Genomic DNA, 13,178 nt, shown 5'->3' on the forward strand with positions numbered 1-13,178 from the left:
GGAACCCGTGGCCGTCGTACCCACGACCGAGATCGACATGTTCGCCACCTCGGATCGGCGCACCCGCTACGAGCAGTACCGGCAGCTGCGGGAGCTGGGAGCCGTCGTCCGGCTCCGCGAACCGGACGTGTACGCGGTCACGCGATACGACGAGGTGAAAGCCGCGCTGGCCGATCACGGCGCCTTCGTCTCCGGCGAGGGCGTGGGATTCGACCCCGTCGTGAACCAGATGATGCGGGGCGTCACACTCGTCAGCGACCCGCCGGAGCACGAGGTGCTGCGCTCCGTCGTCGGGGCCGGACTGCGTCCGCGCTCCTTGCGCGGTCGTGGTGAGGAGATCGCCCGCAAGGCGCGGGACCTCGTCGACGCCGTCGTCGCCAAGGGCGAGATCGAGGGCGTCGCCGAACTGGCCCAGGCGCTGCCGATGTCGGTCATCCCCGACCTGCTCGGCCTGCCCGAACGCAACCGTGAGCACCTGTACGCCTGGGGCCAGGTGGGCAACGACCTGCTCGGCCCGGTCTCGGAACGCACCCCGCACAACCTGGAGATGACACGGCGCCTGTTCGAGTTCGCCCACGAACTCGCGGCGAACAGGGAACTCGCGCCGGGAAGCCCCGGAGCCGCCATGCTGGAAGCGGCCGATCAGGGCGTCATTCCCCAGGAGAAGTGTCCGCTCCTCCTCGTGGACTTCATCGGACCGTCGCTGGAGACCACGGCCGCGTCGATCGGCCATCTCCTCGTCGTCTTCGCCGAACGCCCGGACCAGTGGGCAGCCCTGCGTGCCGAGCCCGCTCTCGTTGCCTCGACCGTCAACGAACTCCTCCGGTTCGAGAGCCCTCTGAGGGGCCTCACCCGCGTCGCGGCGCGGGACACGGAGCTCGGCGGGGTGACCGTCCCCGAGGGCGCGCGGGTGTGGGCCCTCTTCGCCTCGGCCAACCGTGACGAGCGCAGGTGGGAGCGCGCGGACGAGTTCGACCTCCGCCGCAACCCCCAGGACCACCTCGGCTTCGGGTACGGCGCGCACAGCTGCGTCGGTCAGGGCGCCGCCCGCCTCGAGCTGAGCACCCTGATCCACGCGCTGCTGGAGTCCGTCGAGCGCATCGAACTCACCGGCGAGCCGGTGATCACGGAGAACACGCTGCTGAACACGTACGCCGAGATCCCCGTCCGGCTCGTCGCGAGAAGGGCGAGCTGACACCCACCTGCCGCCGGGCCGCCTCAGGCGTCGGGCGGCACGGTGTCGAACTCCCTCGCCACATGCCCGGTGTCCATGCGCAGCCCCCACGCGTTCCGGCGGCGGGCGGACACCAGGGCGGCCTCGAGCGGAGACGGGGGCACCGCCAGGACCGGGCAGGAGGCATGGGCCAGGCAGTAGCGGCCGGTCGACGGCCACAGCGCGCGCTGCAGCAGACCGCGCCGTCCGGCACCGATCACGAGAAGGTCGTCTTCCCGGTCGGCCGTTGCGACCAGCGCCGGACCCGGGGCGCCGCGCGCCACGAGGGCCCGCGTGCGCAACCCGTGGCCGCCACCGCCGAAGGCCTCACGCAGGGCGCCGAGCAGCCTCTCGCGCGCCAGCCGTTCCCAGTCCTCGACCAGGACGGCCGCGGCCGTCGACCTGCGGGCGGCGAGCTGCCCGCCCGGCGGCTCCCAGGCCAGCACCGGCCAGAGCTCGGCCCCCCGGCGCCGCGCCTCGTCGGCGGCCCGGCCCAGGGCGGTGAGGCTCCCCAGCGAACCGCTCACCCCCACGACGACACGGGGGGCCGGAGACGGGCGGGACTCGGACATCGCTTCCTCCGTTCTGCGTGCGCCGACCGGTCCGTCCGGGCGGCGACCCTGCGCAAAACCGCTTCCGTCCCGCCTACCCCGAGAGACCCCGGACAGAGCGTGCCCGTCTCCTGACATCTGTCCGACCGCCAGTCCCCTCGCCCTTCTCGCCCTTCCCGCCTTCCCTGTCGACCCGCTGACGCCGACTGCCGCCCTTCACGACCGCGTCGAGCCTCTCGCGACGCGGGAGCCCCCGGTTGTGTCGGGAGGGCGGGCTGCCGGGTGGTCCGGTCGGGCGTGCGGGGCCTGTTCGGTGGTGGGGTGAGGACGTCCTCGACGTCGTGGTCGATCTCGCCCCGCACCGTCACGACACGGGCCCCGTCGACCATGCGATGCTCGACGGACGGACTCTCCGGCCGTCCGCTTTCCCGATGCCGGTCACCGCCCCCGACTGCGTTTCAGGCCGGCCCCGGTCAGGGAGTGCGCGAAGAACTCTGCCCCACCACCACGGTGGCATGCACCCGGGCGGCTGTGCCGAACGGCACCCCCGCGGCATGCATGACGCGATCGCGGGTACCGGCGCAGATGAACGGGGGAGTGAGGGCGAGACACGTGGAATCCCACGCCGGAGGTGACGGCTGTACCGGGCCCGACGGGCATCTGATGCGCGCCGGATACGCCCTGGGCGCCGACGACGGCTGCATCGCGGACGCCCGCCACCATGCCCTCGCCTTCCTCGACCGGGCCCATGCCCGCCATCGCCTGCCGGAACCGGCACGCGCGCGAGACCTCACCCAGCTCGTGGTCAGCGAGCTGGTCACCAACGCCCGCAAGTACGCCCCCGGCCCCGTCCTGATGGAACTGCGCCTCAGCGCCCACGCGGTGGAAGTCGTCGTGTGGGACAGCGACCCGACTGTTCCCGTGGCGCGGACCGGCGATCCCGACCGGGTCGGCCAGCACGGTCTGGAGATCGTCAACGCCGTCGCCGAGCACCTCTTCATCGAGCAGGAACCGGCCGGCAAACGCATCACGGCTCGCATCGCCCTGGCTGACGCGCCCTGCGACACCAGCACCCGTACGTGACGGTCCGGGCCCCGGAGGACGTCACCGGATGCGGTGGGCCTCCCAGAAGGGGCGGAGGCCGACGTCCGTCACTGCCGTCCGGTCCAGTGGCTGCCGTCGGCGTCGGCGCGCAGCACCACGCCGTAGCGAGCGCGATCGGGCGTCGCGGCGGCGCCGGAGGCCCCCGGCCCGGTTGCCGCCCCGGCATCGTCGGCGCCGACGCCGGCCGCCGCGAGGAGCGCGAGCAGCACGAGGAACAGACGACGACCGGCCGGGACGGCCACCCTGCTGACGGTGACATGCCAGCCGGTACTGCCCCAACTGCACCCTCGCCAGGCCGACTTGGCCGGACCGGGCACGGAGCTCACGCGCCCGGGGCGTCCGGCCGGCCGCCGACCCGGGCGATGCCCGTCTCATAGGCGAACACCACCGCCTGGGCGCGGCTGTGGAGATCCAGCTTGGTCATCAGCCGGTGCAGATGTGTCTTGACGGTGGACTCGCTGACGCACAGGCGCGTGGCGATGTCCTCGTTGGCGAGACCCATGGCGACGAACCCGAGCACCTCGACCTCACGGCCCGTGAGCGAGCTCGTCGAGTCGGCTCCGGGCGGGGACGGCGGTCGCTGGACGACATACCGCTCGATGAGCCGCCGGACGTGGGCGGGAGCCACCAGGAGGTCCGCGGAGAGGGTCGCCGTGACGGCGCCGAGAAGCTGTTGCGGCGGCATGTCCTTCAGCAGGAAGCCGCTGCATCCGGCGCGCAGTGCCGCGTAGACGAACTCGTCGTCGTCGAAGGTGGTGAGGACGACGATGCGCGGAGCCGGATCGAGACCGAGGGCGAGAATGCGCTCGGCGGCCGCGAGCCCGCTGAGCCGGGGCATCTTGATGTCCATGAGGATCAGCTCCGGGTGGTGCTCGCGTGCCGCGGCGACGGCCTCCACACCGTCCGAGGCCTCCACGACCGGGCCCAGCCCTTCCACCGTGCGCAGAAGCGTGACGATGCCCGAGCGGATGAGGTGCTGATCGTCCACAACCAGGATGCGGGCCACAGCGCTCCTCGGAGATGCTCACGTCAGGGATCGGCCGCCGTCGCGGTCCTGTCCAGGGGAAGACTGAGTCGGACCTGGAATCCGCCCCCCGGGCGCGTACCGGCTGTCAGCGAGCCGTGCCAAATCTTGGCCCGTTCCCGCATTCCGATCAAGCCGTGTCCGGATCCGCCGGTGGATGTGGCCGAAAGCGGGCCGCCCCGGTCGAGCACGGTCACGCGCAGTGCGTCGTCCAGGTAGCGGACGGCCACCTCGGCCGTGGCCGATCCGGAGTGCTTCACGACGTTGGTGAGGGCCTCCTGGACGACGCGGTAGGCGCACAGTTCGATACCCGGGTGCAGCGGCCTGCGCGCTCCCGAGAACCGGACCTCGACCCGTAGGCCGGCCGCCTCCAGCCGCTCGGCGAGCGCGGGTATGCGATCGACACCGGCCAGCAGCTCGTCGGGGAGCGGGTCGGCCGGGTTCTCGGGACCGGACGCGCCGCCGAGATCGTAGGTGCGCAGGACGACGAGGAGCCGGCGCAGCTCCTCCAGCGACTCCCGGCCGGCCGCGGCGGCGGTGCCGAGCGCCTTGCGGGCGGCGGGCGGATCGGTGCAGAACACGTACTCGGCCAGCCCGGTCTGCAGGGTGACGATCGTCATGTGCTGCGAGATCGTGTCATGCAGCTCGCGCGCGATGCGGAAACGCTCGTCGAGGACGGCCCGGCGGGCTTCCTGGCGCTGCTGCTGGTCGAGCAGGGCGGTCAGCCGCCGCAACTCGGCGTTGCGCGCGGCGAGACGGCGCTGGGTGAGACCGACGGTGCAGGCGGCGGCCGGCACGATCAGGGCCTGCACGGCCACGACGGGCCAGGGCAGCCGGCCGCACATCCCGCTGAGGGCGATGACCGCCGCGAGCAGCGCGGAACCGCACACGATGCGGCCGCGACCTTCGCGGGCCGCGACGGAGACGAACGCGACGGCGGGAACCCAGAAGTTGAGCGACGGCTGGTATCCGAGCAGCAGATATCCGGCGAAGCCGGCCGCCGTGATCACGAGCACGCCCAGCGGCCGGGTCTCCCGCAGAGCGAGGGACAGGGCGATCAGCAAGGTGAGCAGATGTGCCCACAGGTCGAAGGGCCGCCAGGGCGCCGGATCGTAGAAGGCGCCGGCCAGACAGCCGGCGACCGCGAAGCCGACGGCGAGGGCGACATGGGCCGGGCGCGGGCGGAGGGCCTCCGTCGCGGGCATCCGGACATGGTAGACGACGGTTCTCAACGGATCCGCCTCCTACGAGAGTTACGGAGTTCCACCCGCCCTGACGGGACGTCCCGGCAGGGCGGGCGAGGGCCGGTGACCGGAACCGGTCCCGGTCGAGGTCCGTCACGAGGACATGATGAAGTCCAGGGCGTAGCCGGAAGCGGTCGTCCAGTAGGTGACGCGGGCCCCGTCGTCGAACGCCACCTTGCGAGGCAGGTCGACGCCGATCGGCTCACTCCCGTCGCTGCCGAGCTCGCGGCCGTGGAGGAGGAGGGTGACCGTGTCCGTCTCGTACTGGTCCATCGGGACACCGGAGGCGAGCAGCGCGGCGTACGCCTCGTCACCCGGAGCGAGCGTGACGGGCCCCGCCTTCGGGTCGCTGTCCTCGTACACGTCGATCGGATACCGGGCCTCGGCGTACTCACCGAGGAAGAGGTGCGGGTAGTGGTAGACGCCGCACCGCTTGTCGCCGGTGTTGGTGACGGTGATCAGCAGGTGCTTGGGGACCTCGCCCTTCCCGTCCTCGAGCGTGGTGCCGAACGAGAGGTTCTCCGCGGCGCAGGCGGGAGCGGCGACGGCACCGCCGCCGCTCCCGCCGCCGGTGGCGCCCCCCGTCCGGTCGCCACCGGCGCCCGGACCGCCGCTCGGCGTGGCCGAACCCGTCGTGCCCGGCTCTGTTGGGCTCGTCGCGCTCGGCCGGTCCGAGGCCGTGGAGCCCGTGCTGTCGGTCTCGCCCGGCTCGCACGCGGTGGACGCGAGCATCGCGCCGACCGCCGCGGCCCCCACGGCGCAGCCCCTCCAGCCCTTGCGGCTCCCGGACGTCCTTCGGTTCTTGTGCACAGCGGCATTCATGGTGTTCCCCCGTGGCCGGCCGTACCGGCCGCTCTCGACTTCCGATGCGCCGGGGCGTCGTCCCGGCCAAGCCGAGGCTAGGAGAGCGAGGGTGACGAAGGCATCCGGCAGAAGGCCGGCGACTCCGTCGACCTTGGGCGTCGAGCGGCTCCCCGGCGTAGACCCGGAGCCGACGACAGGGTCAACCTGCGGTTGACCGGGCCTGAGGCCGGTGGCCCGGTGCGGGCCGCGCCGAACTGCCCGGCCGCCGTCAGACGGGGTACGGGGCGGCCTCGCGTGCCGTACGCAACGCTCCCGCCCACCACTCCAGTTGGTCGAGCAGGGTCTTGGTGTACCCGGCGACCCCGGGGTCGAGCGGACGCCCGTCCTGCCACGCCGTGAAGTAGTTCGGAAAGGCCAGGCCGTCGCGGACGGTCACCGCGTGCACCTCGGTCAGCACGTTCTCCAGGTGCAGCACCGCGTGCCGGCCGCCTGCCGCGCCGCCATAGCTGACGAAGGCGACGGGTTTGGCCGTCCACTGGGTGAAGTGCCAGTCGATGGCCGCCTTCAACGAGGCGGGGTAGCTGTGGTTGTACTCGGGGGTGACCACGATGAACGCGTCGGCGCTCTCCAGCGCGGACGTCAGAGGCGCCATCCCGGCCGGGCGGGGGTAGTCGTCGCCGGCGTACTTGGGCGAGGCCGCGGGCAGCGCGAGCGGGATGTCGATCTCGGCCAGATCGACCACGTCCACGTCGAAACCGGCGTGCAGGCGCGCCTGTTCGGTGACCCACGAGGCCACGACCGGGCCGAACCGTCCCTCCCGGACGCTCCCGATGATGATCACCAGCTTGTGCTTGTCGTTGTCCATGTCCACCACGATCGGACCGCACCGTGACCACAGCCAGACCGTGTTCAGACTGGCCCCCGCAGGGCCACGCTGAGCACTGCGCCGTCGGCGGGCAGCGCCCTATGCTCGGCGCATGGGCACGCCGTTGGGGGATTTCGTCCGGGCCAAGCGCGACAGCGTCCAGCCGCAGTCGCTGGGGCTTCCCGATCGTGGCCGCCGCCGGTCACCGGGGCTGCGGCGGCTGGATCTGGCCGCGCGGGCCGGTATCAGCGTCGAATACCTGACCCGCATCGAGCAGGGCCGGGACCGCCGCCCGTCGCCGGCGGTGGTCCACGCGCTCGCCGACGCTCTCAGCCTCGACCCCTCGGAGCGCGAGCATCTGCGCTACCTCGCGAAGATCACCGGCGGCGAATGCTCCGCGCACGCCCGGTCGACACCGGCGACCCGGCAGGTGCGGCCGTCGGTGATCGAGACGCTCCGCCTCCTCGAACCGGGCATCGCCGTGGTCACCAACCGGCTGGGCGACATCCTGGCCCGCACCAGCGGGTACGAGTCGGTGACCGGTGCGGCCGGACTGCTCGACGACGACACCCCCAATCTCACCCGCTACGTCTTCACCGACTCCCGCGCCCGCACGTTCTTCGCCGACTGGGACGACATCGCCGACGAGCAGGCGTTCGACCTGTGGCTCGGGCCGTCCGCCGAGAACTCCGAGTGGCTCACCGCGCAACTCGCGGCCGTCGCCGGCCCCGACTTCACCCGCCGCCGGAACCGTCACGTCGTGCCACGACGTGGCCTCCTGCGGCTCAACCACCCCTGCGGACTCGAACTCCGGCTGCGCCGCGAGACACTCGAACTCTCCTCGGACGCACAGCAGATCATCGTCTTCCTGCCCGCGGACGACACGACGGCCGAGGCCGTCGCACAACTGGGCCGAGGCCCTCACGGCCGGCTCCGGGCCATCTCGTGACAGCGCGTCCGCCACGGGCCCCCGGCAACGATCCCGGTCGTCCACACCGTGCGGCTCCCAGGCCGCCACGCCGGTTCACCCGGCGGGCCCACTGCGCCGTTCGGAGTCGTGATCACAGGCCGGGAAAGGGTTGGACGAGGTGATGCCCGGGCTTGTAGCTTGCGGTGGACCGCGACACCGCCCGAGGAGGTGAGACCCATGAACGCTGTATCGATGTGGGTGCTCCCCCTTGCCGTCACGGTCGGGCGACCGATGTAGGTGTCGCCGGGAGCGCCTCGCCACCAAGGCACTCCCGAAAGGCAACTCCCATGGATTCCTCGAAGTTCACCGCCGCGCCGCCGTCGAACGAAACGGTCGAGCGCGACCTCACCGTGGACGACGTCCCCGGACTCCGGCCGTCGGCCCCGGACGCCGGCCGCACGCCTCTCCTGTTCGACGTGATCATCGCCGGATGCGGTCCGACCGGCGCGATGCTGGCCGCCGAACTGCGGCTGCACGATGTGCGGGTGCTCGTTCTGGAGAAGGAGACCGAGCCCGTGCCGTTCGTCCGCATCGTCGGCCTGCACATCCGCAGCCTCGAGCTGATGGCCATGCGGGGACTGCTGGATCGCCTGCTCGCGCACGGCAGACAGCGTCCGGCCGGCGGACTCTTCGCCGCCATCGACAAACCCGCGCCCGAGGACCTGGATTCCGCGCACGCCTATCTGCTGGGCATCCCGCACCCGGTCGTCGTTCGCCTGCTCGAAGAGCACGCGACTCAACTCGGCGCGCAGGTCCGGCGCGGTTGTGCGGTGGCCGCTCTCGAGCAGGACGACGAGGGCGTGACCGTCGAGCTGGCCGACGGAGAACAGCTGCGGTCGCGCTATCTCGTCGGCTGTGACGGTGGGCGCAGCACGGTGCGCAAACTGCTCGGCGTCGGCTTCCCCGGTGAGCCCTCGCGGACCGAGACGCTGATGGGCGAGATGGAAGTGGGTGTGCCGCCGGAGGAGGTCGCCGCCAAGGTGGCCGAGATCGCCAGGACCGACAAGCGATTCTGGCTCAGGCCCTTCGGCGCGGGGGCGTACAGCGTCGTGGTCCCCGCCGCGGGAGTCAGCGATCGCGCGGAACCCCCCACTCTCGAGGACTTCAAGCGACAGCTGCGCACCATCGCCGGAACCGATTTCGGCGTGCACTCCCCGCGCTGGCTGTCCCGCTTCGGGGATGCCACCAGGCTGGCCGAACGCTATCGGGTGGGGCGGGTGCTGCTGGCCGGCGATGCGGCGCACATCCATCCGCCCACCGGCGGACAGGGCCTCAACCTGGGCGTTCAGGACGCGTTCAACCTCGGCTGGAAACTGGCCGCCCAGATCCGCGGCTGGGCGCCGGGAACACTGCTGGACACCTACCACGCCGAACGCCGTCCGGTCGCCGAGGACGTGCTGGACAACACCCGCGCCCAGATGGAACTGCACTCCGCCGAACCGGGCCCGCGGGCCGTGCGCAGGCTGCTCACCGAACTGATGGACTTCGACGAGGTGAACCGCCGTCTGGTCGAGAAGATCACCGCGATCGGCATCCGCTACGACTTCGGCGAGGGCCCCGACCTGCTCGGCCGCCGCCTGCCCGACATCGTCGTGAAGGACGGCCACCTCTACGGTCTGCTGCGTCGCGGCCGCGGACTGCTGCTGGACCGCACCGAAAGCCTGACCGTCGGCGGCTGGTCGGACCGGGTCGATCACCTCGCGGACCGCACCGCGGCACTGGACGTCCCGTGCGTGCTGCTGCGCCCCGACGGCCACGTCGCCTGGATCGGCGACGACCAGCGGGACCTGGACGACCACCTCTTCCGCTGGTTCGGCCAGCCCGCCCGCTGATGTCGCCCGGGCAACCGAGAGGCCCGCTACGGAGGACCGGAACGGCCGGTGGCGACTGACCGCTTCGCACCCCGATGCCCGCCCGCGCGGGGCCGCGACCGGAACGGAGACCGGTCGCGGCCCCGCGCCGTCCGCCGGCGCCGTCGTCCCCGCGCCGTGCCCGACCGGGTCAGCGCACCCTGCCGCGTGGTTTCAGCGGTGTCGGCGGCAGTTCCGGGGCGTGCAGCGGTGCCCCGTCGTAGCCCTTCACCTCGCCGAAGCGGGTGCCCTCCGTCCAGTCGTCGCGGGCCTGGGCGATCTCTTCCTGGGACCGGCCGACGAAGTTCCACCACATGACGAGCTCCTCCTCGAACGGCTCGCCGCCGAGGAGCATCAGGCCCGCGTCGGACTCGGCGCGCAGGGGCAGTTCGGTGCGGCCGCAGCCGAGGTAGAGCATCGAGCCCGGGAGCACGGGCACCCCGTCCACGTGGGCCTCGCCGGACATCGACAGGACGCCGTACTCGAAGTCGGGGTCCAGCGGCAGCCGGACGTCGGCGCCCCGGGCGAGCGCCAGGTCGGCACCGACGAGGGGGGTGTACGTCGTGCCGGGGGAGGCCGCACCGTCGAGGGCGCCGAGGAGCACGGTGGCGGTGAGGCCGGGGGCGGTGACCGCGGGCAGTTCGGCGTGGTGCTCGAAGCGGGGGTCGGTGTGCCGGTGGGCCTCCGGCAGCGCGACCCAGAGCTGGGCGCCGTGCAGATACCGGGCGTGCGACCGCGGGCTCTCCTCGGAATGACTGATCGCGCGCCCCGAGGTCATCAGCCCGAGTTCCCCGGGCCGGATGGTCTGGAGGCTGCCGGTCGAGTCGCGGTGCAGGACCTCGCCCTCGTGCAGCCAGCTGACGGTCTGCAGCCCCATGTGCGGATGCGGCGGGACCTGCATGCCGGGTTCGTCGGCGATGTCGTCGGGGCCGTAGTGGTCGACGAACGCCCAGGCGCCGATCATGCGCCGCCCGAGGTTCGGCAGCAGCCGGCGTACCTCGGTCGACCCGCCGAGCTTCACATGCCGAGGGCTCAGCAGTTCGCGGACGGGTTCGGCGACGACGAATCCACGGCCGCCGCACAGACTCGGTGCGGGCGCACGGTCAAGGTTGCTCATGCGGTCAACCTAGCGGTCGGCCACGGCGTTGCGCACAAGGAGCGGTGCCGGGGTCGGCGTGCCTTCGGCGGGCGGTTCAGTCGGCCAGGGCCGCCGCGAGTTCCGAGGTGGCCCGCGCGATGTCGGTGTCCGGCTCGGCGAGCAGTTGACGCAGGACGTCGCGCTGGGCGTGGACGGCGTGCCGGGCCGCGCGTTCCCATGCCACGTAGTTGTCGGGGTGGTGCAGCAGCTTGGGGTACGCGGCGGCGGTCGTCTCCCACTGCCGGGTGTCGGCGATGCTCTTCAGCAGGCGCAGGATCTCCGCGCGGCAGGTGACCTGGGGGAGCCGGACGAGTTCCCAGAGGAAGGGCACCGTCGCGGCCGTCGCCTCGTCGACGACGAAGCCGAACTGGCAGATCCGGCGGCGAAGTTGACCGAGCGCGGAGCCGGCGCTGTCGGCGTCGCCGCGGGCGAGCGTGGTGAGCAGGAACGGGATGCCCGCCGCGGAGCCGGTGGAGTCCTTGATCTCGGGCCACGGCACGTGCCCCAGGTCCTTGAGAGGAGAAGGTCTCTTGGTAGCAGTCATGTCAGCTGTCGGATATCGGGTCGGAGTCGGGACGGGGGCGGGTCGGCAGCATCGCCCAGACGGTCTTGCCCGCGGGGGAGCGCCGGGTCCAGCCCCAGTGTTCGGAGAGGGCCTCGATGATGTGCAGTCCGCGGCCGTGTTCCAGGAGGTCGCCCGCGGCGCGCGAGTGGACGGGCAGTCTGTCGCTCGGGTCGGTGACCGCGCACACCAGGTGCGCGCGGCGCAGGGTGAGCCGCAGCCGCACCGGGAACTCGTCCGTCGAGGTGTGCGGGAGCCCGTGCAGAACGGCGTTGGCCGCCAGTTCGGTGACGACGGTGACCGCGTCGTCGGTGCAGCGCTCCAGGGACCAGCAGTCGAGGGTGCGCTGGGTGAAGTCCCGTGCCTGGGCGAATCCCTCCCGGCTGCCCATGAGGTACAGGGCGGCGGTTCTGGGGGAGTCGCGGACGGAAACGGACTCGTAACTCCGGAACTGCGCAGGTGATGACACGGGGCATCTCCCTGAGGCGGCGTCAGGACATTGGATTGGAACTGCGGTTGACGACGTGGCTATTATCCACGCTGACGAGGTCCTCGTGCAATTTCACGAGAAATTGCGCGTACGAAGCGAGGAGAGAGCAGTGTCGTCAGTGTCGAACGGAGTGCGGGCGAGTTCGCTGGGCGTCCGCTGGATCAAGAGCAGTCACAGCAACGCCGAGGGCAACTGTGTCGAGGTCGCGGCCCTGGACGGAGGTGGCGTCGCGCTGCGCAACTCCCGTGATCCCGACGGCCCCGCGCTGGTGTACACACCGGCCGAGGTCGCCGCGTTCGTCGCCGGAGCGAAGGGCGGGGAGTTCGACCACCTGGTCTGAGGGGCTGCGTGGAAGGTCAATTCCCCTGCCGCGTGCGGACGGAGGGCCTCGGATGCGATACTGCGGTCTGTCGTCTGCCGGTCAACGGGGAGTCAGGATGTCCGTCGAGTCGCCTCGAGTGTCCCGCCTCGAACCGTATCTGAACCGGGCCGAGCCCGCCCCGACCTTGCTGAAAATGCTGGTCGGCGTCCAGTTGGCGGGTATCCGGGAGGACGCCGGCCTCTCTCAGGACCAGGCCGCGCGGGCCGTCGGGTTCAGTCCGGCGAAACTGTCGCGCATCGAGGCGGGCAAGGGTCGCAAGCCGCCCGTCGAGACGGACGTGCGCGCGCTCCTGTCGCTGTACGAGACCGACGACCACGAGGCCTCCGTGCTGCTCCGACTGCTGCGGCAGGCGGGCGAGCCGGGCTGGTGGCAGCGCTACGACAAACGGCTGATGCCCGAGTGGTTCGACCGGCTGGTCGGTCTCCAGGAGGCGGCCACCGCGATCCGTACCTTCGAGATCCAGTACGTGCCGGGTCTGTTGCAGACCCCCGCGTACGCACGTGCCGTCGTCGAGCGCGGGCTGCCCTCGGCGACGTCCCGGGAGGTCGAGCGCCGGGTGGAGCTGCGGACGCGGCGCACCGAGCTGCTGCGGCGGCCGGACGCCCCGCGGGTGTGGGCGGTCCTCGACGAGTCGGTGCTGCTGCGGGTGCTGGGCGGCAAAGAGGTGATGCGCGAGCAGCTCGCCCACCTCGTGGAGATGGCCGGCCTGCCGCACGTCACGGTCCAGGTCGTTCCGTTGGACGTCACCCATGCCTCCGCGCCGGCCATACCGGTCACGTATCTGCGGTTCGGCGGCGTCGACCTGCCCGACGTCGTCTACCTGGAGCAGATCAGGAGCGCGACCTTCCTGGAGGACCGGGACGAGACGGAGGAGTACCGGGTCGCGCTGGACCGGCTCGCGGACGAGGCACTCGATCCCCGTGCCTCCATGGCGCTGCTGAAGGAGACGGCGGAGCGGCGCTATGCCGCCGCTCCGTGAGC

General features: G+C 71.9%; 15 protein-coding genes. 6 read left to right on the plus strand and 9 right to left on the minus strand.

Annotated features, from left to right (window positions below; all coding sequences use genetic code 11):
• Positions 1-7: 7 nt before the first annotated feature.
• Positions 8-1,195: a cytochrome P450 gene (locus QF030_RS35355; RefSeq protein ID WP_307166624.1), complete on the plus strand. Its 1,188-nt coding sequence runs from the start codon at positions 8-10 to the stop codon at positions 1,193-1,195.
• A gap of 23 nt (positions 1,196-1,218) precedes the next feature.
• On the opposite strand, the gene QF030_RS35360 is transcribed toward QF030_RS35355, so the two are convergent.
• Complete coding sequence (locus tag QF030_RS35360; RefSeq protein ID WP_307166625.1) at positions 1,219-1,785, minus strand: universal stress protein; 567 nt, start codon at positions 1,783-1,785, stop codon at positions 1,219-1,221.
• 591 nt (positions 1,786-2,376) lie between these two features.
• Between QF030_RS35360 and QF030_RS35365 the strand changes: the two genes are divergently transcribed.
• Positions 2,377-2,847 (plus strand): ATP-binding protein, encoded by a 471-nt coding sequence (locus QF030_RS35365; RefSeq protein WP_307166626.1) that lies wholly within the window; start codon positions 2,377-2,379, stop codon positions 2,845-2,847.
• A gap of 68 nt (positions 2,848-2,915) precedes the next feature.
• Here QF030_RS35365 and QF030_RS35370 read toward each other — a convergent pair whose 3' ends face one another.
• From QF030_RS35370 to QF030_RS35390, 5 genes are all read right to left on the minus strand, one after another.
• Entirely contained in the window at positions 2,916-3,194 is a 279-nt protein-coding gene (locus QF030_RS35370) for a hypothetical protein (protein ID WP_307166627.1), read from the minus strand.
• Complete coding sequence (locus QF030_RS35375) at positions 3,191-3,874, minus strand: response regulator (RefSeq protein WP_307166628.1); 684 nt, start codon at positions 3,872-3,874, stop codon at positions 3,191-3,193. Before QF030_RS35375 ends, QF030_RS35370 begins: the two co-directional genes overlap by 4 nt.
• Before the next feature lie 23 nt (positions 3,875-3,897).
• Positions 3,898-5,097 carry a sensor histidine kinase gene (locus QF030_RS35380; RefSeq protein WP_307166629.1) on the minus strand — a complete coding sequence of 400 codons (1,200 nt, stop codon included), beginning with the start codon at positions 5,095-5,097 and terminating at the stop codon, positions 3,898-3,900.
• Between the two features lie 132 nt (positions 5,098-5,229).
• Complete coding sequence (locus QF030_RS35385) at positions 5,230-5,892, minus strand: DUF4232 domain-containing protein (protein ID WP_307166630.1); 663 nt, start codon at positions 5,890-5,892, stop codon at positions 5,230-5,232.
• A gap of 316 nt (positions 5,893-6,208) precedes the next feature.
• Entirely contained in the window at positions 6,209-6,805 is a 597-nt protein-coding gene (locus QF030_RS35390; protein ID WP_307166631.1) for an NADPH-dependent FMN reductase, read from the minus strand.
• A gap of 112 nt (positions 6,806-6,917) precedes the next feature.
• On the opposite strand from QF030_RS35390, the gene QF030_RS35395 reads away from it, so the two are divergent.
• Together QF030_RS35395 and rox are read left to right on the plus strand one after the other, a co-directional pair.
• Entirely contained in the window at positions 6,918-7,754 is an 837-nt protein-coding gene (locus tag QF030_RS35395) for a helix-turn-helix domain-containing protein (protein ID WP_307166632.1), read from the plus strand.
• Between the two features lie 308 nt (positions 7,755-8,062).
• Positions 8,063-9,607: a rifampin monooxygenase gene (rox, locus tag QF030_RS35400; RefSeq protein WP_307166633.1), complete on the plus strand. Its 1,545-nt coding sequence runs from the start codon at positions 8,063-8,065 to the stop codon at positions 9,605-9,607.
• A 169-nt stretch (positions 9,608-9,776) separates the two neighbouring features.
• Here rox and QF030_RS35405 read toward each other — a convergent pair whose 3' ends face one another.
• The 3 genes from QF030_RS35405 to QF030_RS35415 all read right to left on the minus strand — a co-directional run bounded on the left by QF030_RS35405 (position 9,777) and on the right by QF030_RS35415 (position 11,794).
• Complete coding sequence (locus QF030_RS35405) at positions 9,777-10,742, minus strand: pirin family protein (RefSeq protein ID WP_307166634.1); 966 nt, start codon at positions 10,740-10,742, stop codon at positions 9,777-9,779.
• A 76-nt stretch (positions 10,743-10,818) separates the two neighbouring features.
• Positions 10,819-11,307, minus strand: a complete 489-nt coding sequence (locus tag QF030_RS35410) for a hypothetical protein (RefSeq protein WP_307166635.1) — start codon at positions 11,305-11,307, stop codon at positions 10,819-10,821.
• 1 nt (position 11,308) lies between these two features.
• Positions 11,309-11,794, minus strand: coding sequence for an ATP-binding protein (locus tag QF030_RS35415; protein WP_307166636.1), 486 nt, complete (start codon positions 11,792-11,794; stop codon positions 11,309-11,311).
• 130 nt (positions 11,795-11,924) lie between these two features.
• Between QF030_RS35415 and QF030_RS35420 the strand changes: the two genes are divergently transcribed.
• Both QF030_RS35420 and QF030_RS35425 read left to right on the plus strand, forming a co-directional pair.
• On the plus strand, positions 11,925-12,155 hold the full coding sequence (locus QF030_RS35420) for a DUF397 domain-containing protein (RefSeq protein WP_307166638.1): 231 nt from the start codon (positions 11,925-11,927) through the stop codon (positions 12,153-12,155).
• Positions 12,156-12,252: 97 nt separating this feature from the next.
• Positions 12,253-13,176 (plus strand): helix-turn-helix domain-containing protein, encoded by a 924-nt coding sequence (locus QF030_RS35425; RefSeq protein WP_307166639.1) that lies wholly within the window; start codon positions 12,253-12,255, stop codon positions 13,174-13,176.
• Positions 13,177-13,178 lie beyond the last annotated feature (2 nt).

The sequence above is a fragment of the Streptomyces rishiriensis genome (assembly GCF_030815485.1).
Taxonomy (GTDB): domain Bacteria; phylum Actinomycetota; class Actinomycetes; order Streptomycetales; family Streptomycetaceae; genus Streptomyces; species Streptomyces rishiriensis_A.

What these genes read in the sequence shown, in the direction of transcription:
- rox (WP_307166633.1), top strand. Translation starts at nt 8,063, where the DNA reads ATGGATTCCTCGAAGTTCACCGCCGCGCCGCCGTCGAACGAAACGGTC.
- QF030_RS35425 (WP_307166639.1), top strand. Translation starts at nt 12,253, where the DNA reads ATGTCCGTCGAGTCGCCTCGAGTGTCCCGCCTCGAACCGTATCTGAAC.
- QF030_RS35405 (WP_307166634.1), bottom strand. Translation starts at nt 10,742, where the DNA reads ATGAGCAACCTTGACCGTGCGCCCGCACCGAGTCTGTGCGGCGGCCGT.
- QF030_RS35395 (WP_307166632.1), top strand. Translation starts at nt 6,918, where the DNA reads ATGGGCACGCCGTTGGGGGATTTCGTCCGGGCCAAGCGCGACAGCGTC.
- QF030_RS35410 (WP_307166635.1), bottom strand. Translation starts at nt 11,307, where the DNA reads ATGACTGCTACCAAGAGACCTTCTCCTCTCAAGGACCTGGGGCACGTG.
- QF030_RS35360 (WP_307166625.1), bottom strand. Translation starts at nt 1,785, where the DNA reads ATGTCCGAGTCCCGCCCGTCTCCGGCCCCCCGTGTCGTCGTGGGGGTG.
- QF030_RS35390 (WP_307166631.1), bottom strand. Translation starts at nt 6,805, where the DNA reads ATGGACAACGACAAGCACAAGCTGGTGATCATCATCGGGAGCGTCCGG.
- QF030_RS35380 (WP_307166629.1), bottom strand. Translation starts at nt 5,097, where the DNA reads ATGCCCGCGACGGAGGCCCTCCGCCCGCGCCCGGCCCATGTCGCCCTC.